At 64.7% G+C, this 24,165-nt stretch carries 20 protein-coding genes and 1 pseudogene; 17 read left to right on the top strand and 4 right to left on the bottom strand.

The window, feature by feature from the left end:
- The first annotated feature begins 108 nt into the window (after nucleotides 1-108).
- Nucleotides 109-624 carry a hypothetical protein gene (locus tag FLG15_RS04730; protein ID WP_007968908.1) on the top strand — a complete coding sequence of 172 codons (516 nt, stop codon included), beginning with the start codon at nucleotides 109-111 and terminating at the stop codon, nucleotides 622-624.
- An 18-nt stretch (nucleotides 625-642) separates the two neighbouring features.
- Nucleotides 643-1,503: a pseudouridine synthase gene (locus tag FLG15_RS04735; RefSeq protein ID WP_057679598.1), complete on the top strand. Its 861-nt coding sequence runs from the start codon at nucleotides 643-645 to the stop codon at nucleotides 1,501-1,503.
- On the opposite strand, the gene FLG15_RS04740 is transcribed toward FLG15_RS04735, so the two are convergent.
- Nucleotides 1,454-1,846: an HNH endonuclease gene (locus FLG15_RS04740; protein WP_057679599.1), complete on the bottom strand. Its 393-nt coding sequence runs from the start codon at nucleotides 1,844-1,846 to the stop codon at nucleotides 1,454-1,456. The genes FLG15_RS04735 and FLG15_RS04740 overlap by 50 nt on opposite strands.
- A 2-nt stretch (nucleotides 1,847-1,848) precedes the next feature.
- Entirely contained in the window at nucleotides 1,849-3,057 is a 1,209-nt protein-coding gene (kbl, locus tag FLG15_RS04745; protein WP_057679600.1) for a glycine C-acetyltransferase, read from the bottom strand.
- Between the two features lie 90 nt (nucleotides 3,058-3,147).
- On the opposite strand from kbl, the gene FLG15_RS04750 reads away from it, so the two are divergent.
- The 6 genes and pseudogenes from FLG15_RS04750 to FLG15_RS23330 form a co-directional block, all read left to right on the top strand.
- Complete coding sequence (locus tag FLG15_RS04750; RefSeq protein WP_057679601.1) at nucleotides 3,148-4,245, top strand: sulfate ABC transporter substrate-binding protein; 1,098 nt, start codon at nucleotides 3,148-3,150, stop codon at nucleotides 4,243-4,245.
- Between the two features lie 3 nt (nucleotides 4,246-4,248).
- Complete coding sequence (gene cysT / locus FLG15_RS04755; RefSeq protein WP_017156236.1) at nucleotides 4,249-5,109, top strand: sulfate ABC transporter permease subunit CysT; 861 nt, start codon at nucleotides 4,249-4,251, stop codon at nucleotides 5,107-5,109.
- Nucleotides 5,106-6,059: a sulfate ABC transporter permease subunit CysW gene (gene cysW, locus FLG15_RS04760; RefSeq protein ID WP_150145600.1), complete on the top strand. Its 954-nt coding sequence runs from the start codon at nucleotides 5,106-5,108 to the stop codon at nucleotides 6,057-6,059. Before cysT ends, cysW begins: the two co-directional genes overlap by 4 nt.
- Before the next feature lie 7 nt (nucleotides 6,060-6,066).
- Entirely contained in the window at nucleotides 6,067-7,113 is a 1,047-nt protein-coding gene (locus FLG15_RS04765) for a sulfate/molybdate ABC transporter ATP-binding protein (protein WP_057679604.1), read from the top strand.
- Nucleotides 7,114-7,379: 266 nt separating this feature from the next.
- The gene (locus FLG15_RS04770) at nucleotides 7,380-8,096 is read left to right on the top strand and encodes a TorF family putative porin (RefSeq protein ID WP_057679603.1); all 717 of its coding nucleotides are present in this window, start codon (nucleotides 7,380-7,382) and stop codon (nucleotides 8,094-8,096) included.
- Nucleotides 8,097-8,519: 423 nt separating this feature from the next.
- Nucleotides 8,520-8,703: pseudogene (locus FLG15_RS23330) on the top strand (hypothetical protein); the annotation flags it as partial.
- A gap of 99 nt (nucleotides 8,704-8,802) precedes the next feature.
- Here the strand turns inward: FLG15_RS23330 and tdh are convergent.
- Together tdh and FLG15_RS04780 are read right to left on the bottom strand one after the other, a co-directional pair.
- Entirely contained in the window at nucleotides 8,803-9,837 is a 1,035-nt protein-coding gene (gene tdh, locus FLG15_RS04775; protein ID WP_017156240.1) for an L-threonine 3-dehydrogenase, read from the bottom strand.
- A gap of 553 nt (nucleotides 9,838-10,390) precedes the next feature.
- Nucleotides 10,391-12,814 carry a TonB-dependent receptor gene (locus FLG15_RS04780; RefSeq protein ID WP_081022916.1) on the bottom strand — a complete coding sequence of 808 codons (2,424 nt, stop codon included), beginning with the start codon at nucleotides 12,812-12,814 and terminating at the stop codon, nucleotides 10,391-10,393.
- 107 nt (nucleotides 12,815-12,921) lie between these two features.
- On the opposite strand from FLG15_RS04780, the gene FLG15_RS04785 reads away from it, so the two are divergent.
- The 9 genes from FLG15_RS04785 (at nucleotide 12,922) to purF (ending at nucleotide 24,121) form a co-directional block, all read left to right on the top strand.
- Nucleotides 12,922-15,003, top strand: a complete 2,082-nt coding sequence (locus FLG15_RS04785) for a phosphocholine-specific phospholipase C (RefSeq protein ID WP_057678502.1) — start codon at nucleotides 12,922-12,924, stop codon at nucleotides 15,001-15,003.
- Nucleotides 15,004-15,238: 235 nt separating this feature from the next.
- Entirely contained in the window at nucleotides 15,239-17,323 is a 2,085-nt protein-coding gene (locus FLG15_RS04790; RefSeq protein ID WP_209226068.1) for a S46 family peptidase, read from the top strand.
- A 91-nt stretch (nucleotides 17,324-17,414) separates the two neighbouring features.
- Nucleotides 17,415-18,059, top strand: a complete 645-nt coding sequence (locus tag FLG15_RS04795; protein ID WP_057678504.1) for a histidine phosphatase family protein — start codon at nucleotides 17,415-17,417, stop codon at nucleotides 18,057-18,059.
- A 155-nt stretch (nucleotides 18,060-18,214) separates the two neighbouring features.
- Nucleotides 18,215-18,661, top strand: coding sequence for a hypothetical protein (locus tag FLG15_RS04800; RefSeq protein ID WP_150117245.1), 447 nt, complete (start codon nucleotides 18,215-18,217; stop codon nucleotides 18,659-18,661).
- A complete protein-coding gene (locus FLG15_RS04805) occupies nucleotides 18,662-19,156 on the top strand; it encodes a hypothetical protein (RefSeq protein WP_158011209.1) in 495 nt (164 codons plus the stop codon). It begins immediately after the preceding gene.
- A 41-nt stretch (nucleotides 19,157-19,197) separates the two neighbouring features.
- Nucleotides 19,198-20,514: a bifunctional tetrahydrofolate synthase/dihydrofolate synthase gene (folC, locus tag FLG15_RS04810; protein WP_244665575.1), complete on the top strand. Its 1,317-nt coding sequence runs from the start codon at nucleotides 19,198-19,200 to the stop codon at nucleotides 20,512-20,514.
- Nucleotides 20,515-20,581: 67 nt separating this feature from the next.
- On the top strand, nucleotides 20,582-21,664 hold the full coding sequence (locus FLG15_RS04815) for an SPOR domain-containing protein (protein WP_057678506.1): 1,083 nt from the start codon (nucleotides 20,582-20,584) through the stop codon (nucleotides 21,662-21,664).
- A 213-nt stretch (nucleotides 21,665-21,877) separates the two neighbouring features.
- Nucleotides 21,878-22,624, top strand: coding sequence for a CvpA family protein (locus tag FLG15_RS04820; protein ID WP_057678507.1), 747 nt, complete (start codon nucleotides 21,878-21,880; stop codon nucleotides 22,622-22,624).
- A 30-nt stretch (nucleotides 22,625-22,654) separates the two neighbouring features.
- Nucleotides 22,655-24,121, top strand: coding sequence for an amidophosphoribosyltransferase (gene purF, locus FLG15_RS04825; RefSeq protein ID WP_003483730.1), 1,467 nt, complete (start codon nucleotides 22,655-22,657; stop codon nucleotides 24,119-24,121).
- Nucleotides 24,122-24,165 lie beyond the last annotated feature (44 nt).

Here is a 24,165-nt window from a genome sequence, read left to right on the forward strand (position 1 = left end):
CTGCCCATCCTGTCTGTGTTGCCATCCAGGCACGGTTCCTGTTGAAACAGCGTTCATCGCTGCCTACACTCGCCGCGTCAATACCACACTCATACCTGGAAGAACCCGATGCTGCGTACCGCTACGGCAGGACTGCTCTGTCTCGCTCTGATCCCCGCTGCCTACGCCGCTCCGAACTGCGCCGGCAGCATGGTGTCCCAGCCGCTGCCGTTGCCCGCCACCGTGGTTGCACCGGCGGCTGCCGAGTTCTACACCCGCAGCGTGCAGCTGGGCATGCCCACCGGCGTGCTGGCACAGCCCTATAGCAGCGACCAGTCGGTGGATCGTGTGCTGCTGCGCCTGCGCGTGGAAGGCTGCCAGGATCTGGCCAAGGTCATTCCGCCTGGCGGCACCGTCAACCCGAACGACCCGGCTGCCTACAAGGCCACCACCGCGTTCGACAACACCCCGTGGCGCTTCGACATGAGCCAGAACGGCAAGCGCATGACGGCAGAAGAATTCGATGCCTGGATGAAGGCCCGCGGTGTGCGCGTGGTCAAGGCTCGCCCGGCCGCTGGCGCGGCACCTGCAGCGGCAGCGCCCGCAGCACCTGCGGCCGACGCCAAGTCGGTCGAAAACAAGTAAGCCTGCGGTCGGGACGGCATGCCCCGGCGACCTGCGCCGGCACCGTCCCGGCAGCGTCAGCGTAGCCCGGGAGCGGCCGGTCCAGTGCGCACGTCCGCTGCCGCATCTGCCAATGCCGTGCCACGCCATGGGCTGGCGCGCGTGCTGTCCAAGCTCGGCGTGTGTTCGCGCACCGAGGCGGCGCGCTGGATCGCCGATGGCCGCGTCAGCGTGTCGGCGCGTGTGGTGCGCGACCCCGAATGCCCGATCCGCGGCGATCAGCAATCGTCCATCACTGTCGACGGGCAGCCGCTTGCGGGACCGGCGCGTTGCTATCTGATGCTCAACAAACCGCGCGGCATGGTCACCACCGTGCGCGACGAGCAGGGCAGGGACACGGTCTACCGTTGCTTTGATGGCGCGGGCTTGCCGTGGATCGCGCCGGTGGGGCGCCTGGACAAGGCCAGCGAGGGCCTGCTGCTTTTCAGCAACGACCCGCAATGGGCGGCGACAGTGACCGACCCGGCAACCGGGCCGGACAAGACGTATCACGTGCAGATCGATTGCCGCCCCAGTGCCGCGCAACTGGCGCAGCTGCAGGCCGGTGTGGTCGATCCGGACACTGAGGGCGGCGGCGTGCTGTTGCGCGCAAAGCAGGTCAGCGTGCTACGCGAAGGCGAGCGCAATGCCTGGCTGGAAATCGTGCTGGACGAAGGCCGTAACCGGCAGATCCGCCGGCTGTTAGCCGCAGTGGACATCGGCGTGCTGCGGCTGGTGCGCGTGGCGATCGGCGCGCTGGCGATGGGAGCGCTCGGCAAAGGCGCGTGGCGGATGCTGAGCGCCGAGGAAGTCAGGGCGTTGGTGCCGGCGGCGCACGCCAGCGTGCCAGACGCGCGCTGAGCAGGGCGCTCACCACCTCAACCGCACGCGTGTTGCCAGCGCCGTTGGCATCGTGGCGGCGCCCCTTGGCGTGATTGCAGCCAGCACAGGCCAGCGCCAGATTGCGCGCATCGTTGGCGTCCTCGCCCACCAGCGCGCACAGCGACGCGGCCGCGCGACGACCGAACCAGGCCTGCGGCACCACGTGTTCCAACGTGGTGTGGCCCAGCGGTTCGCCGTCGGCGCGCACCTGCAGATGCCGACGGCAGTGCAGGCAGCGTGTCTCCCAATGGCCGTCGCGCAGCTGCGCCTGCGCATCGGTCTGCGCCGCCAACAGCAGCCGTTGGCGCAGCACCGTGCGCATGCTCAGGCGTCGACGACCTTGAGTTCGCGCCCGATCTTGATGAACGCTTCGATCGCTTGATCCAGGTGCGCGCGTGTATGCGCTGCGCTGATCTGGGTGCGAATGCGTGCCTGGCCTTTCGGAACCACCGGGAAGAAAAAGCCGATGGCGTAGATGCCTTCTTCCAGCAAGCGCTCGGCGAACTTTTGCGCCAGCGGTGCGTCGTACAGCATCACCGGGCTGATCGGATGTACGCCCGGTTTGACATCGAAACCGGCGGCGGTCATCCGCTCACGGAAATACCGGGTGTTTTCGACCAGCTGGGTGCGCAGCTCGCCGGCGGCGTCCAGCATTTCGAAGGCTTTGATGCCGGCGGCCACCACGTGCGGCGGCAACGAGTTGGAGAACAAGTACGGGCGCGAACGTTGGCGCAGCAGTTCGATCACTTCACGCTTTGCGGTGGTGAAGCCGCCCAATGCGCCGCCCATGGCCTTGCCCAGCGTGCCGGTGAAGATGTCGATCTTGTCCATCACCCCCTTGACCTCGGCCGAGCCGCGACCGGTGGCGCCCAGGAAGCCGGTGGCATGGCATTCGTCGATATGCACCAGCGCGTTGTACTTGCGGGCCAGGGCCGTGATCTCGTCGAGCGGGGCGATGAAGCCGTCCATCGAGAACACGCCGTCGCTGGTGATCAGCTTGGTCTTGCAGCCGGCGGCGTCGGCGGCCTGCAGCTGCGCTTCCAGGTCGGCCATGTCGCAGTTGGCGTAGCGGAAGCGCTTGGCCTTGCACAGGCGCACGCCGTCGATGATGGAGGCATGGTTGAGCGCGTCGGAAATGATGGCGTCGTGCTCGCCGAGCAGCGGTTCGAACAAGCCGCCGTTGGCATCGAAGCACGCCGCGTAGAGGATGGTGTCCTCGGTGCCGAAGAACTCGGCGATGGTGCGCTCGAGCTGCTTGTGCAGGTCCTGGGTGCCGCAGATGAAGCGCACCGAGGCCATGCCGAAGCCGTGGCTGTCCAGCGCGTCCTTGGCAGCCTGGATGATGTCCGGGTGGTCGGCCAGGCCCAGATAGTTGTTGGCGCAGAAGTTCAGCACACCGCGGCCATCGGCCAGGGTGATCTCGGCCGACTGCGGACCGGTGATGATGCGCTCGGACTTGAACAGGCCTTGGGCCTGGATGGCCTCCAGTTCGGCGGCGTAATGGGCGGTCAGCGCGGCGGGAGCGGTGGTCATGGCGGTCGCAGTGGCAGAAAGAAGCGCAATTTTAACGATCACGGTGGCATACCACTACGTCATGCAATATCGGCATAAGCGGCGGCGCGGATGTCATTTCACCGCCTGCGTGCCGCTGCGCAGCATGGCATGCTTGCTGTTCAGCTGTGCTCAACCGGCCAGGAGATCGTCGTGACATACCCCCGTTTCCGTTTTGCCTCCCTTCTTTGCGCCTTGCTGGTCCTGGCCGGGCCGGCTGGTACACGCGAGATCGGGCTGCTCAACGTGAGCTACGACCCCACCCGCGAGTTCTACCGCGACTACAACGCCGCCTTCGCCGCGCAGTGGAAACAGCAGCACCCACAGGACACCGTCACCGTGGAAACCTCGCACGGCGGCTCTGGCAAGCAGGCGCGCGCGGTGATCGACGGCATCGAGGCCGACGTGGTGACCCTGGCGCTGGCCTACGACGTGGATGCCATCGCGCAGAAGGCCAAGCTGATCGATGCCGATTGGGAAAAGCGCCTGCCCGACAACAGTGCGCCGTACACCTCGACCATCGTATTCCTGGTGCGCAAGGGCAACCCGAAGAACATCCACGACTGGCCGGACTTGCTGCGCTCGGGCGTCGCGGTGGTGACGCCGAACCCGAAGACCTCCGGAGGCGCGCGCTGGAACTATCTGGCCGCCTGGGCGTATGCCGACCACATCTTCAAGGGCGACCGCGAGCGCATCCTGCGCTATATGCAGGCGTTGTTCCGCAACGTGCCGGTGCTGGATACCGGCGCGCGCGGTGCCACCACGACGTTCGTGCAGCGCGGCATCGGCGATGTGTTGCTGGCCTGGGAAAACGAAGCGTTGCTGGCGCGCGAGGAACTGGGCAAGGACAAGTTCGAGATCGTGGTGCCGAAGCTGTCGATCCTGGCCGAGCCGTCGGTGGCGCTGGTGGACAAGAACGTCGACAAGCATGGCACCCGCGAGGTGGCCGAAGCCTACCTGCGCGATCTGTATGCGCCCGAAGGGCAGAAGCTGGCAGCCAGGCATTTTTATCGCCCGCGGCATCCCGAATTTGCCGATGCGGCCGACATGGCGCGGTTTCCGGACATCAAGCTGGTGACCATCCAGCAGGCGTTCGGCTCGTGGGAGAAGGCGCAGCAGGAGCACTTCGCCGACGGTGGCGTGTTCGACCAGATCCAGGCCAACAAGTAGGCGATGTCGATGTCGGTTGCACCCCACCCAGCGCCGTCATCGCGCCGACGCGTGATGCCGGGGCTGGGCCTGAGTCTGGGAATCACCCTGACCTGGCTTGGCCTGATCGTGCTGATCCCGCTGCTGGGCATCTTCATCAAGACCAGCGGGTTGGGTTGGGAAGGCGTGTGGAAGGTCTGGAGCGAGCCGCGCGTGCTATCGGCGCTGCGGGTGAGCTTCGGCACCGCGTTTGCGGCCGGCGCCTTCAACGCAGTGATGGGGACCTGGGTGGCGTGGGTCTTCGTGCGCTACAGGTTCCCGGGCAAGCGTTTTTTCGATGCGGTGATCGATCTGCCGTTCGCGTTACCCACAGCGGTGGCCGGCATTGCGCTGACTGCACTGTATGGCGGCAACGGGTGGGTAGGGCGCTGGCTGGAGGCGATCGGGATCAAGGTGGCCTATACGCAGCTGGGTATCGTGCTGGCGTTGGTCTTCGTGGGCCTGCCTTTCGTGGTGCGGGTGGTGCAGCCAGTGCTGGCCGAGAGCGATCGTGAAATGGAGGCTGCCGCCGCCACGTTGGGTGCCTCGCGCTGGCAGACCGTATGGCGGGTGGTGCTGCCGGGGCTGTGGCCGGCAGTCCTGACCGGCTTTGCGCTGGCGTTTGCGCGCGGCGTGGGGGAGTACGGCTCGGTGATCTTCATTGCCGGCAACCTGCCCAATTCCACCGAGATCGCGCCGCTGCTGATCACCATCCGGCTGGAAGAATTCGACTACGCCGGCGCCACAGCCATTGCCGCGGCCATGTTGTTGCTGTCGTTCGTGATCTTGCTGGTAGTCAATACGCTGCAGGCACGGCTGCTGCGCTATCAACGGAGGCCCGTATGAACGATGCCGTTTCATCGCTGCCTTCCATGTTGCCGACCCATGCCATGACCCAGCAGGCGCGTCGCATCAGCGATTCGGCCACCAACGAGCCGCGTTGGGTGCAATGGCTGATGATCCTGGGGGCCGTGCTGTTTCTGCTGGCGTTCTTACTGCTGCCGCTGGTGCTGGTATTCGCCGAGGCATTGCGTGGCGGTTGGGAAACCTTCCTGCGCGCGGTGGTCGACCCTGACGCGTTGTCGGCGATCAAGCTGACCTTGCTGGTGACCGCAATCGTGCTGCCGTTGAATCTGGTATTCGGCGTGGCCGCTGCGTGGGCCATCAGCAAGCATCAGTTCTGGGGCAAACGTCTGCTGGTCAGCCTGATCGACCTGCCGTTTTCGGTGTCGCCGGTAGTGGCGGGCCTGATCTTCGTGCTGATCTTCGGCCGCAGCGGCTGGGCCTGGCCGTTGATCGACGAAGGCTGGCATGTGCAGCTGCCGGCGCTGGGCGATTTTGTAATCCAGCTGCCGCGGATCGTGTTCGCGTTACCGGGCATCGTGCTGGCGACCACGTTCGTGACATTCCCCTTCATTGCGCGCGAATTGATGCCGCTGATGGAGCAGCAAGGCAGCGACGAGGAACTGGCGGCATTGAGCCTGGGCGCGAACGGCTGGCAGATGTTCTGGCGGGTGACGTTGCCCAATATCCGTTGGGGCCTGTTGTACGGCGTGCTGTTGTGCGCGGCGCGTGCGATGGGCGAGTTCGGTGCGGTGTCGGTGGTGTCCGGGCATATCCGTGGACGCACCAATACGCTGCCGCTGCATGTGGAAATTCTCTACAACGAATATGCCTACAGCGCTGCGTTTGCGTGCGCGTCGCTGCTGGCATTGACCGCGCTGCTGACCTTGGCGCTGAAGACGTATCTGGAATGGCGACACGGCGATTCGCTGGCCGCCAACCACCGCCACTGAGGTGACCATGGGCATCCGCATTCACCGCCTGCGCAAGCAGTTCGAGACCTTTACCGCGCTGGACGACATCAACCTGGAAGTGCGCCAGGGCGAGTTGCTGGCCTTGCTTGGGCCCTCCGGTTCGGGCAAGACCACGCTGCTGCGGATCATGGCCGGGCTGGAGCATGCCGATGGCGGCCAGGTGCTGTTCGGTGACGAAGATGCCACCCGCATGAGCGTGCAATCGCGCCGGGTCGGCTTCGTGTTCCAGCACTACGCACTGTTCAAGCACATGGACGTGTTCGAGAACATCGCATTCGGCTTGCGGGTGCGCCGCGGCAACGAACGTTGGGCCGAAGCGCGCATCCGTGCGCGCGTGGAAGAGCTGTTGGCGCTGGTGCAACTGCAGGGGCTGGAACAGCGGTATCCCACCCAACTCTCCGGCGGCCAGCGGCAGCGCGTGGCGCTGGCGCGCGCGCTGGCGATCGAACCGCGCGTGCTATTGCTGGACGAGCCATTCGGTGCGCTGGATGCGCAGGTGCGCCGCGACCTGCGCCGTTGGCTGCGCGAGTTGCACGAACGTACCGGCCTGACCACGGTCTTCGTCACCCATGACCAGGAAGAAGCACTGGAACTGGCCGACCGCGTGGCCATTCTCAACCGCGGGCGCATCGAGCAACTCGACACGCCGGCGATGATCTACGACAAGCCGGCCTCGCCCTTCGTGTATTCGTTCGTGGGCGCGGTGAACCGTATTCCCGGGGTGCTGGCGCAGGGGCAGATCCAGGTTGCTGGGCACGCACTGCCCCTGGCCAATGCCGCGCTGGCTGCAGGGCCGGTGGAGGTGTATGTGCGGCCGGAAGATCTGGTGCCCGACGAGGCAGGCTGGCCGGCGACGGTGGCGTGGTCGCAGCGCAGCGGCCCACGCCTGCGGCTGCGCGCAACGCTGGAACCGGCGGGCAACGAGGTGGAAGTGGAACTGCCGGCCTCGGCCGGCAGCTTTCAACCGGGGCAGCAAGTGCGCCTGGCAGCACGGCAGTACGGGATATTTCCTGCGAAAGCAGGCGCCGGCTGAGATCGGTGAGCATGTAAGGGGATGTGCGAGGCGCGTTTCGCCTTTGCTGTGACCAATCCCCCCAATGCCCGATTTCAACCCTGGACATCAAGAATCGGCGCACGCGGTCGATGACATCGACACCTGATTCGCGCATGGGCTCTTGAGTGTGTGCGCTGGATCAAGCGAACGCGACTTTCATGTTGCGCTGCAATGACAGTTGGACTAATAAGTCCTTGCAGCCTCGCTTCGCGCCATCCCACCGTTCATCGCTCCAGGAGATGCCCATGAAGTCGTCCCCGCTCGCTTGTTGTCTGTCGTTCCTGCTACTAGGCGTTGCACCGCTTGCGCAGGCGCAGGACGAAGATGCGTCCACATCGCCGTTCAGTGGCACCTTTGCGGTGACCAGCGATTACCTGTTCCGTGGTATTTCGCAGACAAACGAAGAGCCTGCGTTTCAGGCCGGTTTGACCTACAAGACGCCATTCGGGTTGTACCTGGGGACCTGGACATCCAACGTCGATTTCGGCGCTGGCGATCCGGATTGGGAAGTGGATGGTTTCGTCGGCTACAACACCGACCTGGGCACCCGCTGGAACTTCGACGTCATGATCAACCGCTATCAGTACCTGGGAGCGGGCGCATCCAACTATGCCGAGTTGATCACCAAGACCACATTCTTGAAGACCTATAGCGTGACGGTCGCCTACACCGACGATCTCTACGGCAGCAAGACCGATGGCTATTACTACGCCTTCGATGCCAATTGGACGTTGCCGTACGACTTTACGTTCGGCGCGCACGCAGGGCACAGCGTCTACACCTCGTCGCTGAGTCAGGTGGACCACGACTACAACGATTTCGGCGTCAACGTCGGCAAGACCTTCGGCCCGTTGGGTTTGAGCGTGGGGTATTACGACACCAGCAAAGCCGCCGAATTCGGCTTCGGGCGTCAGAATTCGCAGAACCATCTGGTGGCGACGGCGACCGTCACCTGGCCGTGATGGCGATGACTGAAGCAGCTCTGACAACGCGCAGGATCGTCGTCATGCGGGAAGCGTCGACACACTGAGTCTTTCGGCTCTGCATCCAGACTGGGTCAAGACTCGAGGCTTGGCTGGATTGTTTTTTTGAATGACTGCAGCCTGCGGATCGATCACGTGCGCAGCGGCCGATCTGCGGATCTTCGGCAGGGGGCTTGCCCCCTCACCATGGCGGGACACGCTGCAAGTACATCCTTGTCAGCGCCTTGGCGGCATCCGTGCCGCCAAGGGTCCGGCGACGGTAGCGGGCAAGCACCAGTTGAGATGACCGGTGCGTAGAGTTCAAACGAAGCAGTCAGCAAATGATCTACTGCAGTGTGTTGCTCTTCGTGAAAGTGGCCAGTATTCGATCTGCCGCGGTGTGCTCGTCTTCGATGGATCCAACAGCAAATTATTTGGTGCGGTGTCCTTGTCGATTGCGGGACCGTTGGCGGCATGGATGCCGCCATCGAGCCCACATGGACGTGCTTGCGGCGTGTCCCGTGAGCGGCGAGGCGCCGCGCCCTCGACCCACGAGGCGTTTATCCAGCCCCTAGCCGACCCCGCGTCTGTTGAGATGCTTCGCTAGCTCCTGAAAAAATCGCTCGCCGCATTCGTCAGCATGTGTAGGTCAGAAAACGCGAAAGGCGCCTCGCGGCGCCTTTCGCATATCTGCAGTGTCAGTCGATCAATTCCAGCTCAGCACGACCTTGCCGGCCTTGCCTTCTTCCATCAGGTCGAAGCCCTTCTGGAAGTCGTCGATCGGCAGCTGATGGGTCAGCACCTTGTGCAGCGGAAAACCCGACAGCACCAGCTGCGTCATCTTGTACCAGGTCTCGTACATCTTGCGGCCGTAGATGCCTTGCACGGTGAGGCCCTTGAAGATGATCTTGTCCCAGTCGCAACCGGCCCCACGCGGCATGATGCCGAGCATGGCGATCTTGCCGCCGTGGTACATGCAGTCGAGCATGTCGTTGAACGCGCGCGGGTTGCCGCTCATTTCCAGGCCCACGTCGAAGCCTTCCATGTGCAGGTCCTTCATCACCTCTTTCAGCGAGGTGTTGGCGACGTTGACCACGCGCGTGGCACCCATGTCGGCCGCCAGCTTGAGGCGAAAATCGTTGACATCGGTGACCACCACATTGCGCGCACCGATGTGCTTGCAGATGCCGGCCGCAATGATGCCGATCGGGCCGGCGCCGGTGATCAGCACGTCCTCGCCGATGACGTCGAATTCAAGCGCGCAATGCGCAGCATTGCCGTAGGGGTCGAAGAACGCGGCAAGCTCGGACGGAATCTGGTCCGGGATCGGCCACAGGTTGCTGGCCGGCATCACCATGTATTCGGCGAAAGCGCCGTTGACGTTGACACCGATCCCGACCGTGTTGGGGCACAGGTGCGGACGGCCGCCACGGCAGTTGCGGCAATGGCCGCACACGATATGGCCTTCGGCCGACACGCGCTGGCCGACCTGATAACCGGTCACTGCCGAACCGAGCTCGGCCACCCGGCCGACGAATTCATGACCGATGGTCAGGCCCGGCTTGATGGTGCGTTGGCTCCACTCGTCCCACAGGTAGATGTGCAGGTCGGTGCCGCAAATGGCGGTCTTTTCCAGCTTGATCAATACCTCGTTGGGGCCGGGCGTCGGCACCGGCACCTGCTCCAGCCAGATGCCCTTGTTCGCTTCGCGCTTGACCAGCGCCTTCATCGTCTGCGCCATCTGGCGGAACCTGCTGAGTGAAAGTAAGTCGGCGATTATAGGCGGGGGCCAGGCGGATGCATGTGGCGGTGCACGAGCAATGGTCCCGGCGCAGTCTGGGCCGGGTGGTGGTGGTGATGGGGCGGTTGGCGGAGAGGATGCGTCTGTTGCCGGGCGTTGCCCCCATCCGCCCTTCGGGCACCTTCCCCCGCAGGCGGGGGAAGCGCAGGGAAGCCGAGCGACAGGGAAGTGGAGCTACAAGGAAGTCGGCAAGCAGGGAAGGTGAGAAGCAGGGACGTCGATAAGGAGGGAGGCCGCTGTGCAAGACCGGCCACCGCTTGGGGGAGGCAAAGGAAAAGCGGAGAAGGCAAAAAGTAGATGAGGCCGAGAACGGCAAGGAAGACAGAAAGCAGGTGAGGCGAGACACGATAAGCCGAGCAAGCGCGAAGCTATGTGAACGGGCGCCGCGGACCGGCTTGAGGCGTCAAGACGCCGCCGGCCTGCCTTCTCCCGCGCGCGGGAGAAGGTGGCGCGTAGCGCCGGATGAGGGCGCTTTCAGATGATGCAGCGCTACTTAGAACTTCACATCCAGGCTCATGAAGTACTGCCGCGGTGCGCCGACCACCATGGTCTGGTTGTAGCCATCCGGATCGGAGGCGACGTAGCCGTTGGTGCCGGTGCTGGCGAAGTAGCGCTTGTCGGTGAGATTGCTGATGTTGAGCGCCAGCGCCACATCCGCCACCCCGCCGACACGCCCGAAGTCGTACCGCGCCCCGGCATTGAACAGCCAGTAGGACGGCACCTGCGAATCGTTGAGGAAGGTGATGTAGCGCTTGTCCACGTACTTGCCGTCCAGATCCAGACGCAGGTTGCCGATCTGGTAGCTGGCGCTGGAAGAGAACATCAACGCCGGGATGCCCACCACGTCCTTGCCGGAGGTGGCGACCACGCCGTTGTTGAGGTAATCGTCCTGGTAACGCGAGCGATTCCACGACAACGAGTTCAACCAGCTCAGCCCTTCGGTCGGGCGCCACATCAGCGCCAGATCCGCACCGGCGCTGTGCACCGCGCCAACGTTGCTCAGGATCGCCGCGCAGGTCTGCACCGCGGTGCACGGCGAGGTGGTCAGCAGGCGGTTGGAGAACTTGGTGAAGTAGGCGTCGGCCGAGAGCTGGAACTGCTCGTCCTGCACGCGGTAGCCCACCTGCACGGTCTGCGATTGTTCCGGCTCCAGCGTGGAGCGGCTACGGTCGAAGGCGGCCTGCGAGGTGGCGAACGGGGTGAAGCCGAACGCCGCGATGTTCTTGCTGTAGGACGCGTACAGGTCCTGGCGTTCGTCGAGCTTGTAGTTGATACCCACCTGCGGCAGGAAATTGTCTTCGGCGCGAATGCGGCCCTGTGCCAGCGCGGTGGTCGGCACCAGCGATTGCGCGCGCGTCGTGGTGTTGAGCGCTTTTGCGCCGTAATTCAGGGTCAGGCGATCATCGAGCAGGCGCACGGTGTCCTGCAGATACAACATGCGGGTTTGCGTGGTGTAGCGCTGCAGGAAGTCGCGACGGAACGGGGTCTGTGCGTCGTACACGTTGTAGAGCGAGGTGTAACCTTCGTTGCCGAGCGCGAAGTAGTTGCGGCCCTGCGTGGTGCGCGCGTTTTCTGCCCATGCGCCCACCTCCAGATCATGATTGCCCCACGACCATTTCAATGCGGTGGTGCCGCCGAAGCGATCCAGGCCGTAGTCGGTGGTGCGCATCGACAACGGAACCTGTGCAGAGGTGGGCACATACGGTGTCACCCATTGGCCTTCGCCACGATTGCCGTGGTAATAGCCGCTGGCATCGAGTGTGGCGCCGCCGAAGACAAACGTGCCCGACAGGCCTGCCAGGTTGTCGCGACGCAGTCCGCCGCCGGCGTAATAACTGGCATCGAGCCAGCTGTAGTCGCTGGGCAGACCGGCCAGCGATTGCGGGTAGCCGTTGGCCACGCCGCTGATGGCGCCGGTGTTCTGGTAGGCGCGCGCCATCTGCACGGCGGTGGCCCAATCCGGTTGCAGGTAATCGTAGTCCCAGCCGAGCACGCGCTGGCTGGTCAACGACAGATCCATGTAGTCGTATTCCTTGCGCCGCGAGGTATCGACGAACAGGCTCAGGCGGTTGCCGTCGCCCCACTGGTACACCGTCTTGAGATTGGCCTGTTCGGATGTCTGATCACCATAGCCCTTCCACTTGTCGGTGCTGGCATTGGCGTACGACAGATACGCCGACAGCCCATCGCGATCGCCGGTGTCGGCGCGCACGAAGGTGCGGCGCGTCGCATCGCTACCCACCGTCTGCACCAATCGTGCGCCGGGTGTGGTCTGTGGGTCGGCCGAGTAGAACTGCATGGTGCCGCCGAGATTGGTGTTGGAGGCGGTGCCGAGCGCGCCTGCCCCTTGCGCAATCTCTACCGAACCGAGGTTTTCCGAAATGATGGCGCGCGTGATGTGCAGGCCATTGGTCACGCCATAGCTCATGTTGCCCAGTGGAATGCCATCGAGCGTGTAACCCAGGCGGCTTTGGTCGAAGCCATGCAGGGTCACCTGCGTGGACCATTCGTAGGTGCCGAATGGATCGGCGGACTGGAACTGCACCCCAGGCAGTTTTTCCACCGCCTTGAACGCGCTGCTACCGGGCGTCAGCTGCTCGATGTCCTGCTGGCTGATGCGTTGCACCTGGCGGGTGCTGCCTTGTGACACCACGTTGATTGCATCCAGTTGCGTTGCATTGGCGGCGTCGGCCACAGGGGTGGCTGCCTCCGCTGCCGGAGCAACGGCAACCGGGTCAGCCGGCGAGGCGGCCTGCGAAACGACGGGAAGCAGCGTTGCCAGGGCAAGCGCCAGCGGAGTGACATGAAAGCGACGAGCGGAAGTCATGGGGGAGTCCTGTTCGGCCACGGCTGAGGGCGGACGCACGGTGCAAAGCCGGCGTTTCGCGACGCAGGGTGTCAACGGCTCATGAAACATTGATGACGGTCGCTGTCGCAAAACTGTCGTGCTCGCCCGCTATACGTGTGGTGTCCAGCCGCGCTGCGCGGTGACAAAAGCACTACTTTTTTGCAGGTTCTGCCGCCATGACGTCTTCCTCTTCGCGTCGCGATTTCCTCAAGCGCGTCGCTGCGCTCACTGCTGCCGGCGCCTTGCCGTCTTCGATCGGCCGTGCGCTCGCTCTGCCGGCCAACGCGCGGACCGGCACGTTGCGCGATCTCGAACATGTGTTGATCCTGATGCAGGAAAACCGCTCGTTCGATCATTATTTCGGCGCGCTACGCGGCGTGCGTGGCTTTGGCGATCCGCGCGCGCTGCAACTGCGCGATGGCCATCCGGTATGGAGTCAACCCACGTCCGATGGACGACGCTTGCTGCCGTTCGCGTTCGATTCGCAACATACCTGCGCGCCGTTGATCAAGAGTCTGGATCATTCCTGGAAGGCCGGTCACGGGCAGGACCCGGCACGCTGGGCCGAATACGATGCATGGGTACCGTGCAAGGGCGAATTGACGATGGGGTACTTCCAGCGTCACGACATCCCGTACTACCACGCGCTTGCCGACGCGTTCACCATCTGCGATGGCTATTACTGCTCGCTGCACGGGCCGACCAACCCCAATCGCATGTATCTGTTCACCGGTACCAGCGGCCCGAGCGTGGGCAACGTCGGCGCGCAGGCGGTGACCAATGACGACGATGGCAACTGGACCGCCGACATGGCGCGCGACAAGCCCGGCTACGCAGCACTGCAATGGACCACGTACGCGCAGCGCTTGCAGGCTGCCGGCGTGGACTGGCGCGTGTATCAGGAATACGACAACTTCGGCTGCAACTCGCTGGCATATTTTTCGCACTATCGCGATCTGCGCACCGACGACGAACGGTACCGGCGTGCACGTGCGTGTGTGCCCGGTTCCACCGCGGCCAACGCCGCCACCACCCAGGCCGAGCATCTGGTTGCCGCGATCGCTGCCGATGTGCAGGCCAATCGCCTGCCGCAGGTGTCGTGGGTCATCCCGCCCACCGCGTATTGCGAACACCCCGAAGCGCCGCCTGCCTATGGCGAGTCGCTGGTGGCGCGTCTGATCGATGCGCTCACTGCCAATCCAGAGGTGTGGGCCAAGACGGCGCTGATCATCAATTACGACGAGAACGACGGCTTCTTCGATCACGTGCCCGCGCCGTTGCCGGCATTGGACGCACGCATGGGGCGCAGCAATGTCGACACGCGTGGCGAGGTCTACGATGGCGTGCCGATCGGCCTGGGCATTCGCGTGCCGATGCTGGTGATCTCGCCGTGGACGCGTGGTGGCTGGGTCAACTCGCAGGTGTTCGATCACACCTCGGTCCTGCGTCTGCTGGAACGCCGCTTCGGCGTGGCCGAACCGAACATCAGCCCGTGGCGGCGTGCGGTCAGCGGCGATCTCACCAGCGTGTTCGACTTCCGCAAGCCGGACGATTCGGCGTTGAGCGCGTTGCCGTCGGTCGACGACTATCGCGCACGTACCGCTGCCTTGCGCGACAAGCCGCTACCGTCTGCGCCTGCCGCCGCGACGATGCCGCGGCAGGAACCGGGGCAACGGCCGGCGCGCGCATTGCCGTATGCCTTGCAGGTGCATGCACGCGTACAAGAGGGCGCCGCCGTGCAGTTGCAGTTCGTCAACAGCGGCGCGGCAGCGGCGGCGTTCAATGTCTACAGCAGCGCGGCCAGTGGCGGCCCCTGGTATTACACCGTGCTGCCCGGCACGCAGTTGGACGATGCGCCGGTTGGGGCCACGCACAAGGGTGCGTACGCGTTGCGCGTGCACGGGCCCAATGGCTTCTTGCGCGAGTTCGCCGGGCAGGTGCCAAGTGCCTCTGCGCCCTCGGCAGCGCCATGGGTGGAGGCGCGACAGGAGGGCGACGCCTTGGTGCTGGAAATCGGCAATGCCGGGCAGCACGCCTGCACCGTGCAACTGCGTGCGCTGGACTATGCAGACCCAGGTACGCGTACCTTGCCGCTGGCTGCAGGCCAGCGCGAGACCATTCGCCTGGCGCTTGCCGCCAGCAATCACTGGTACGACCTGGTGGTGGAGCAACCGGGCAGCGCCTTCCGCCGCCGGCTGGCCGGGCATCTGGAAACCGGCAGACCCAGCCGCAGCGACCCCGCGTTCGGTCGCGTCTAGGCCGGCGCTCGGCCGCGGTACGCTGCAGGCGAATCCGCTGGCGCCTACTGCGCGGCAAACGGGCGCGCGCGGAGAGCACGCGCCGACCCTGCCATCGGTCATGGGTTTGCCAGCGAATGTTGGCGTTACACTGTAACGAAAATAACCCGTGGGGCTGTCGATGCGTCCAAACCTGTTCGCTGTTTCCGTGCTGGCCACGCTGGCTGTCGTTTCGTCTGCACAGGCGGGCGAGGGGATGTGGGTTCCACAACAACTGCCCGAGATCGCCGGGCCCCTCCAGCAAGCAGGCTTGCGGCTTTCGCCGCAGCAGCTGGCCGACCTGACTGGCGATCCGATGGGCGCGGTGGTCGCCCTGGGTGGTTGCACCGCCAGCTTCGTCTCGCCGCAGGGGCTGGTCGTCACCAACCACCACTGTGCCTATGGCGCGATCCAGCTCAACTCCACCGCGCAAAAGAACCTGATCAAGGACGGGTTCAACGCCGCACGCCCAGCCGACGAGCTCAGCGCCGGTCCCAGTGCGCGTATCTACGTGCTCGATGCCATTACCGACGTCACGGCACCGGCAAAGGCAGCGATGGCCACTGCAGGCGAGGACGCGCTCAAGCGCACGCTGGCCCTGGAGGATTTCAGCAAGCAGCAGATCGCCTCCTGCGAAGCGCAGCCGGGTTACCGCTGCCAGTTCTTCAGTTTTACCGGGGGCAACGCCTACCGGTTGTTCAAGAACCTGGAAATCAAGGATGTGCGCCTGGTCTACGCACCGCCCGGCAGCGTGGGCAAGTTCGGCGGCGACATCGACAACTGGATGTGGCCGCGCCATACCGGCGATTTCTCGTTCTATCGCGCCTATGTAGGCAAGGACGGCAAGCCTGCCGCCTACGCAAAGGACAATGTGCCCTACCAGCCCAAGCACTTCCTGAAATTCGCCGACCAGCCGCTGGGCGCCGGCGACTTCGTGATGGTGGCCGGCTATCCGGGCCGCACCAATCGCTACGCGCTGGCCGCCGAATTCGACAACACGGCCAATTGGACCTACCCGGTGGTCGGCCAGCAGTTGAAGGACGTGATCGGCCTGATCGAACAGGCAGGCAAGCACGATCCCGACATCCAGGTGAAATACGCCAGCACCGTCGCCAGCCTCAATAACTCCGCCAAGAACTTCGATGGGCAACTGGAAGGTTTCAAGCGCATCAATGCGCAGGCCACCAAGCAGGCCGACGAAGCGGCGGTGCTGGCCTGGCTCAAGGGGCAGGGTGCGGGCGGGCGCAACGCGCTTGCCGCGCACGACACCTTGGTCAAGCTGCTCAAGCAGACCCAGGCCACGCAACAGCGCGACTTCGTGCTGCGCCAGTTCGACTCCACCGGAACGGTGGGCGCCGCAGTAACGCTGTACCGGCTGGCGCTGGAGCGTGCCAAGCCCAATGCGCAACGCGAATCCGGGTACCAGGACCGCGACCTGCCGTCGATCGAAGCGACGATGAAGCAGATGGAGCGCCGTTACGTGCCGGCCATGGATCGTCAGCTGCAACAGTACTGGCTCAGCCAGTATCTGAAGCTGCCGGCCACCCAGCGCATCGCCGCGCTGGACCAGTGGTTGGGCGGTCGCGATGTGGCGGCCGTGCAGGCGGCCGTGGGCAAGCTCGATGGCACGGTGTTGGGAAGCACGCAAGCGCGGCTGACGTGGCTTGCCGCCGACCGGGCCGCCTTTGAAACCAGCACCGATCCGGCGATCCAGTACGCCGTGGCGGTAACCCCGGCCCTGTTGCAGATCGAGCGCGAAGACAAACTGCGTACCGGCGAGCAGCTCAAGGCGCGGCCGGTGTATCTGCAAGCCCTGGCCGACTACAAGAAGAGCCGGGGCGAGGCGGTCTACCCGGATGCCAACCTGTCGCTGCGCATCACCTTCGGCAACGTCAAGGGTTACGTCCCGAAAGACGGAGTGGCCTACACACCGTTCACCACCTTGGAAGGGGTGGCCGCCAAGGAGACCGGCGCCGATCCGTTCGATTCGCCCAAGGCCCTGCTGGATGCGGTCAAGGCCAGGCGCTACGCCGGGCTGGAGGACAAACGCCTGGGCTCGGTGCCAGTCAATTTCCTGTCGGACCTGGACATCACCGGCGGCAACTCCGGTTCGCCGGTGATGGACGCGCAGGGCAAGCTGGTCGGCCTGGCGTTCGACGGAAATTGGGAATCGGTGAGCAGCAACTGGATCTTCGACCCGGCCATGACCCGCATGATTGCCGTGGACAGCCGCTATCTGCGTTGGATCATGACCGAGGTCGCTCCGGCGCCACAGCTGTTGCAGGAGCTCGGCGTGCGCTGACGCGGGCGGCCGGCGCGGGGGCGGCAGGGGTTATCATGCGGTCCCGTTTCGCTGCGGCGAGCGGGCCCCTCCCCCAAGGAACTCCCAGCGCATGCGCATCCTGCTTGCTCGTCACGGCGAGACGCCGTGGAACGCCGAAGGCCGTTACCAGGGCCAGATCGATATTCCGCTTTCGCGAGTCGGCGAAGGCCAGGCGCGCGCATTGGGCGAACGGTTGCACACGCTGCAGATCGACCGCGCGGTGGCATCGCCGTTGTCGCGCGCGCAGGCCACTGCTAAGGCCGCATTGGGCGCTGCGCGCGCAGTGCTGCTGCAGACCGATGCCGACCTGCAGGAAATTGCACACGGCGAATGGGAAGGCCTGCTGGCCAGCGAGATCAACGACAAGGACCCGGCACGTCTGCGCGCCTGGCGCGAAGAGCCCGATACGGTGTTGATGCCGGGTGGCGAATCGCTGCGTCAGGTGCTCGATCGCAGCTGGCGCGGCCTGGTGCGCGCCGCCGATGGGCTGGGCGCGGACGGCACCTTGCTGGTGGTTGCGCACGATGCGGTCAATCGGGTGATCCTGTGCAAGATCCTGGGCCTGCCGTTGTCCAAGCTGTGGAGCTTCCGACAGGCCCCGACCACGCTGAACCTGCTCGAAGGCGATGACGTAGAGCATCTTGAAGTGGTACGCCTCAACGACTGTGCGCACCACACACCGTTCTTTGGTGAGGCAAAGCATCGGGCGTTATAGCGTCTGGCAACGTCAGCGCAGGTCTACCAGGACGGAGACGAGTCATCATGGACATGTCGCGGTTCAAAGAAAGATTGTGGCCGGTATGCCTCTTTCTGACATTCTTGTTTTTTCTGCAGGTCCACTATTTCAGGTTTCTTCCGCCAACGAATGCATTGATCGATCTGACCTTTGTGGTCGCATGTGTTGCAGCTGCGATGTTTTTTTCCTTGTTGCTGTGGGCCAATGCAACTGGCCGGCTTCAACGTCAGATCGAAGCACATGGTGCCGGCAGCGTCATGTTCCGGTGGTCGTTGCTGGGCATCGTCATTGCGATGCTGGGATGGTCATTGATCCTCAGACTCGGTCCCTGGGTATGGACAGAAGTCTTTGGCGATGTGTACTCAGAAGATGTCTTGATCCGCTCGGCTTCTGGGAGTTTGCTCTGCCCGCATGCGGTAACGGTGGACCCCATGCCGCGTGGAGCCCCGCAACGGCTTTGTCTGCTGGCTGGTGAAGTTCCTGATTTGGGTGACGGATATGTACAGGCAGTGATCGAGGGGAAACGCTCAGCTGCTGGCTCTACAGTGCGCAATCTTCATCTCAATGCCACCCATCAGTGATTGGGTAGTGATGCGCGTCCTGACGGATGGCGTGATGTGGTTGCTCAAGTGATGGCGTGCGATCTAGTGACGGTATTCGCGATATACGGTGTACCGTTATTATTGGGCTTATTATGCTTGTTGCTGCTATGCAGGCTGCTGCCATGGCTGTTCACCGTGGTGGTGGGCGAGTCATACGAAACGACATACGTGATGCAGGCGCATCACCAATATGATCGCAAGCTTTGCGAATACCGATTAACTGGTGGGCCGATGGAAGGTGCCGTGCCAGGCTATCTCTGCATCAATGAGTCGTCTTATCGGCGCCATCTGGAGCAACCGGTGCAGGTGTTATTGACCGGCCAGCGGTCTGTGCTGGGCGTGCGGATTAAAGGGATTTACGAGAATGAACCACGCAACACCAGGGTTCGAACTCGGATAGCGCTTGGCGTGGTCGGCAGTCACGTGGAAGTGCATGCACGGTTTTTCATCGGGCCTCAGCCATCGCTTTGCTGATAAATTGTGCGCTGCATTGGCGATAATGCTCCCCAATACGCATGAAGTCAGGTAACCCCGTGCCCACTCCCAGCACACTTTCCGACTGGCTCGCCTACATCGAGCAGCAGCATCCCAGCAGCATCGCGATGGGGTTGGAGCGTGTGCGCGAAGTGGCCGCGCGCTTGCAGATCGCCGCGCCGGCCAAGCACGTCATCGTCGTGGGCGGGACCAATGGCAAGGGCTCGACCGTGGCCTTCATCGAGTCGATCGGTCGCGCCGCCGGCTGGAAGGTGGGTGCCTACACCTCGCCGCATTTGCTGCGCTACAACGAGCGCGTGCGTATCGATGGCGAAGAGGCCAGCGACGCGCAGCTGGCCGCGGCGTTTGCGGCGGTCGAAGCAGCGCGCGGCGACACGGCGTTGACCTATTTCGAGTTCGGCACCCTGGCGGCGCTATGGTTGTTCCAGCAGTCCGCGCTGGAGTTGGCGGTGCTGGAAATCGGCCTGGGCGGGCGCCTGGATGCGGTGAACATCGTCGATTCGGATGTGGCGGTGATCACCACCGTGGATATCGACCACACCGACTGGCTGGGCGAAGACCGCGAGGCCATCGGCACCGAGAAGGCCGGGATCATCCGCGCCTGGAAGCCGGTGGTGCTGGGCGAGATCGACCCGCCGTCCAGTGTGCTGCGTCGCGCCTACCAGCTCGGTGCCAATGCAATCCGTGCCGGTAGCGATTATTTCTTCGAGCCGATCGACACACAGCACGCCGAGAGCCCGCGAGCCGATGCGCCGCAGTGGCGCTGGCGCGATGTGGCCGTGACGCTGGAACTGCCGATGCCGGCACTGCACGCGCCGGTGCAGCTGGCCAACGCCGCTGCCGCGATCGCCGCATTGCAGGCACTGCCGGTGGACGTGCCCGGCGCGGCCTGGGCACAGGGCATCGGCAACGCGCACGTGGCCGGACGACTGCAGCGGCTTGAGGTCGATGGCGTGCAGATATTGCTGGACGTCGGCCATAACCCGCAGGCCGCGCGCGCGCTGGCCGCCGCGCTCGGTGCGCAGGCGCATGCCGGCAGCACCTATGCGATCTACGCCGCATTGGCCGACAAGGATGTGCTGGGCGTGGTGGAGGCAGTCGCTGCGCAGATCGACCACTGGGCGCTGGCGGGGCTGGAAGGCGCACGCGGCCAATCGGCGCAGGCGTTGCAGGCCCGGCTGCAAGGCAGTGCCGCCGCGCAGGCGCCGTGTCATCGCGATGTTGCCGGCGCAGTGCACGCGGTCCTGGACGCGGCCAGCCCCGGCGACCGCGTGCTGGTGTTAGGCTCGTTTCACACCGTGGCCGACGCGCTTGACGCACTTCATTCAGCCCGCTGAGGTCGTCGGGGTGGCGCCGGCCTTATAATCGCCGCGGCACCCCGCCACGCCGCCTCTCGTCTCTTCCGTGGATACTGCTCTGAAACAGCGACTGATTGGCGCCATCGTTCTGGTGGCGCTTGCCGTGATCTTCCTGCCGATGCTGGTCAAGGGCCCCGCGCCGTCGAGCGGTGTGGCCGATGTGCCGCTCGAGGCGCCCGCAGCGCCCGCCAATGGCGAGTTCGAAACCCGCGAATTGCCGCTGGTCACTCCGGGCAATGCACCGGCCGGTGGCGCGCTGGGCATGGCCGGCGCGCCGGCGCCGGTGCAGAACAACTCCGACGCCGCCGATCTGGCCGCTCCATCCAGCACGCCCTCGGCTCCGGAAGTGGCTGCCGGCAACTACGCTGTGAATTTCGGTGCATACGCCACCAGCGCCGACGCCGACGCGGTGATTGCACGGCTCAAGCAGGCGCAGTTGCCCGGTTTCAGCGAAAAGACCCAGATCAACGGCCGCCCGGCCTGGCGCGTGCGCGTGGGGCCGTATGCCGACCAGGCCCAGGCCGAATCGGCCCGGCTGCAGGCAGTGAAGGTGCGCAGCGACGTCAACGCCCAGGTGGTGACGTTGGATGCCAACGCCGCTGCGCCGGCGCCCGTCGCCAGCGCGCCGGTGCCTGCACCTGCTGCCAAACCCGGCAGCAGCGTCGCTGCCGCCGGCACCACCGCACCGACCAAGACCGAAAGCCTGCCGCCGGAGCCCGCCAAACCGGTGGTCGCCGCGCCCAAGCCCGCCGAAGTGGCCAAGCCCGCGCCGACCAAGTCTGAGGTCGCCAAGCCTGCAACCCCTACGCCTGCAGCCGCCAAGCCGGAGCTTGCCGCCAAGCCCGAGCCTGCCAAGCCGGTGGTCACCGCGCCGGCTGCGCCTGCGGCCAGTGCGGTCGGGTTTGCCGTGCAGCTGGGTGCGTTCGGTCGTGCCGAAGACGCCGATGCCTTGCGCGACCGCGTGCGCGCCGCAGGCTTCAGCGCCTTCGTCGAACAGGTGCGGACCGACAAGGGCGCGTTGAACCGTGTGCGTGTCGGCCCGGTCGCCAATCGCAGCGATGCCGAACAGTTGCGTGCCCAGGTGGCAGCCAAGGTCGGTATCTCCGGCATGGTGCGTCCGCATCCGTAATCGCAATGCCGGCCGCAAGCAAGCGCGGCCGCCGCGCAGGTGGCAGCCGCTCGTACACTGCACTACCTGTGGACCGTCACGTGTCTGCCAACTGCCTGCACTGCGTGCCTGCAGCTGCTGGATTTTCGAACGCCTCGCACCCATGGAGGGGAGGGCAATGACGACCGAGCCCAATTGCACTCACGGCGCGCGCGCCACGCGGAGAAGTTGCCCATGATCGACATGGTGCTGGGCGTCATCATTCTGGTGTCGGCCCTGTTGGGCTTGCTGCGTGGCTTTGTCGCGATCGTGGTGGGCACGTTGTCGTGGCTGCTGGCCGGGTGGGCCACCTTCATGTTCGGCGGCGCAGCCGCGCGCTGGCTGGCCGATGGCAAGCATCCGTCTGCGACCGAATCGTTCGGCGGTTACGCCATGGTGTTCGTCGGCGTGCTAATCAGCGTGGCGGTGATTGGCATGGTGATCCGCGCGGGCGTGGATGCGATCAAGCTTGGCGGCACCGACCGCATGCTCGGGTTCGGCCTGGGCGTGGTGCGCGGTGCGTTTCTGGCCAGCGTGCTGGTACTGCTGATGGGCTTCACCCCGCTGCCGCGCGAGCCGGCATGGCGCCAGTCGGTGCTGCTGCCCATGCTGCAGCCGGGCGCGGGCTGGATGCGTGCGCAGCTGCCGGCCTGGCGAATGCCATCGATGGAGATGCCATCAATGGAACTCGGCAACTTGCCCACGGAGTTGGGGAAGTTGCCTTCGGCAGGCGATAATACGGATCTGGGCAAGGCACTTGGCGGTTCCGGGCTGAGCGACACCATCACCCGTGCGCTTGGCAAACCCGGCAAGACGGCTGGCGACGGACGCGATCCGACGCAGGCGATGCCGGCCAACATCGATCCGGCGCAGGTTCGCGGCGGAGAAAGCGACCCGGCTCGGGTCGAATCCCAAGGCCAGGCACGGCCACCTTCACAGTAACGGCGCAAGCCGAAGCGGAGAACGCGCACCATGTGTGGCATCGTCGGTATTGTCGGCAACCAGAACGTCGCCGGGCAGCTGTATGACGGCCTGACCGTCCTGCAGCATCGTGGGCAGGACGCCGCAGGCATCGCCACCGCAGACGGCACGCGCCTGCGCGTGCAGAAGGCCAATGGCCTGGTGCGCGACGTCTTCGACGAAAAGAAGATGGCGGTGCTGGAAGGCCGCGTCGGTATCGCGCATTGCCGCTACCCGACCGCAGGCTCGGAAGGCATGGACGAGGCGCAGCCGTTCTACGTCAATTCGCCCTACGGCATCGCGCTGGCGCACAACGGCAACCTGATCAACACCGAGGCGTTGCGCCAGCAGGTGTTCGAAGCCGACCGCCGCAACATCAACACCGATTCGGACAGCGAAGTGCTGTTGAACGTGTTCGCCTACGAGCTGGACGCGCAGCGCATGCTCACCCCCGAAGCGGCGATCCGTGCGGTGGCCGGCGTGCACCGCCGCTGCAAGGGCGGCTACGCGGTGGTCAGCGTGGTGCTGGGCCTGGGCCTGGTCGCGTTCCGCGACCCGCACGGCATCCGCCCGCTGGTGCTGGGCAAGCGCGAGCATGCCGAAGGCACCGAATACATCGTGTCCTCCGAATCGGCAGCGCTGGATATCCTCGGCTACCAGCGCGTGCGCGATGTGCGCCCGGGTGAAGCGCTGGTGATCACCGCGCGCGGCGAGCTGTTCTCGGAAGTCTGCGCCGCGCCGACCAACAACGCGCCATGCATTTTCGAGTACGTGTATTTCGCGCGTCCCGATTCGATGATCGACAACATCTCGGTGCACAAGGCGCGCATGCGCATGGGCCTGAAGCTGGGCGAAAAGATCCTGCGCCTGCGCCCGGACCATGACATCGACACCATCATTCCGATCCCGGACACCTCGCGCGATGTGGCGCTGGAGATGTCCAACGTGCTCGGCGTGAAATACCGCGAGGGCTTCGTCAAGAATCGCTACGTGGGCCGTACCTTCATCATGCCGGGGCAGGGCGAACGCCAGAAATCGGTACGCCGCAAGCTCAACCCGATCCACCTGGAATTCCGCAACCGCGTGGTGCTGCTGGTGGACGATTCGATCGTGCGCGGCACCACCAGCCGGCAGATCGTGCAGATGGCACGCGATGCCGGCGCACGCAAGGTGTACCTGGCCTCGGCCGCGCCGCCGGTGCGTTACCCCAACATCTACGGCATCGACATGCCGGCGGCCGAAGAACTCATTGCGCATGGCCGCAGCGAGCTGGAAATCCAGGAGTTCCTGGGCTGCGACTGGCTGATCTACCAGGATCTGGAAGACCTGGAAGTGGCGGTGCGCGAAGGCAACCCGGACATCAAGCAGTTCGATTCCTCGTGCTTCAACGGCGAATACATCACCGGCATCGAGCCGGGGTATTTCGAACGCATCCAGCAGCTGCGCTCGGACGATGCCAAGAAGCGTCGCCGCGCCTGAGTCACCGAGGCGCGGCGGCCGCCTGGCCGCGCTGGTAGGCGTGC

This window comes from Xanthomonas phaseoli pv. dieffenbachiae (assembly GCF_008639345.1).
GTDB classification, from domain to species: Bacteria; Pseudomonadota; Gammaproteobacteria; order Xanthomonadales; family Xanthomonadaceae; genus Xanthomonas; species Xanthomonas phaseoli.

Bases quoted from the DNA above. Each gene is read 5' to 3' on its own strand.
- FLG15_RS04785 (WP_057678502.1), top strand. From the start codon at position 12,922: ATGACGTCTTCCTCTTCGCGTCGCGATTTCCTCAAGCGCGTCGCTGCG.
- FLG15_RS04780 (WP_081022916.1), bottom strand. From the start codon at position 12,814: ATGTTTCATGAGCCGTTGACACCCTGCGTCGCGAAACGCCGGCTTTGC.
- FLG15_RS04735 (WP_057679598.1), top strand. From the start codon at position 643: ATGCCCCGGCGACCTGCGCCGGCACCGTCCCGGCAGCGTCAGCGTAGC.
- purF (WP_003483730.1), top strand. From the start codon at position 22,655: ATGTGTGGCATCGTCGGTATTGTCGGCAACCAGAACGTCGCCGGGCAG.
- FLG15_RS04820 (WP_057678507.1), top strand. From the start codon at position 21,878: ATGATCGACATGGTGCTGGGCGTCATCATTCTGGTGTCGGCCCTGTTG.
- folC (WP_244665575.1), top strand. From the start codon at position 19,198: ATGAAGTCAGGTAACCCCGTGCCCACTCCCAGCACACTTTCCGACTGG.
- kbl (WP_057679600.1), bottom strand. From the start codon at position 3,057: ATGACCACCGCTCCCGCCGCGCTGACCGCCCATTACGCCGCCGAACTG.
- cysT (WP_017156236.1), top strand. From the start codon at position 4,249: ATGTCGATGTCGGTTGCACCCCACCCAGCGCCGTCATCGCGCCGACGC.
- FLG15_RS04750 (WP_057679601.1), top strand. From the start codon at position 3,148: ATGTCATTTCACCGCCTGCGTGCCGCTGCGCAGCATGGCATGCTTGCT.
- FLG15_RS04740 (WP_057679599.1), bottom strand. From the start codon at position 1,846: ATGCGCACGGTGCTGCGCCAACGGCTGCTGTTGGCGGCGCAGACCGAT.
- tdh (WP_017156240.1), bottom strand. From the start codon at position 9,837: ATGGCGCAGACGATGAAGGCGCTGGTCAAGCGCGAAGCGAACAAGGGC.
- FLG15_RS04730 (WP_007968908.1), top strand. From the start codon at position 109: ATGCTGCGTACCGCTACGGCAGGACTGCTCTGTCTCGCTCTGATCCCC.
- FLG15_RS04765 (WP_057679604.1), top strand. From the start codon at position 6,067: ATGGGCATCCGCATTCACCGCCTGCGCAAGCAGTTCGAGACCTTTACC.
- FLG15_RS04795 (WP_057678504.1), top strand. From the start codon at position 17,415: ATGCGCATCCTGCTTGCTCGTCACGGCGAGACGCCGTGGAACGCCGAA.
- cysW (WP_150145600.1), top strand. From the start codon at position 5,106: ATGAACGATGCCGTTTCATCGCTGCCTTCCATGTTGCCGACCCATGCC.
- FLG15_RS04790 (WP_209226068.1), top strand. From the start codon at position 15,239: ATGTGGGTTCCACAACAACTGCCCGAGATCGCCGGGCCCCTCCAGCAA.
- FLG15_RS04770 (WP_057679603.1), top strand. From the start codon at position 7,380: ATGAAGTCGTCCCCGCTCGCTTGTTGTCTGTCGTTCCTGCTACTAGGC.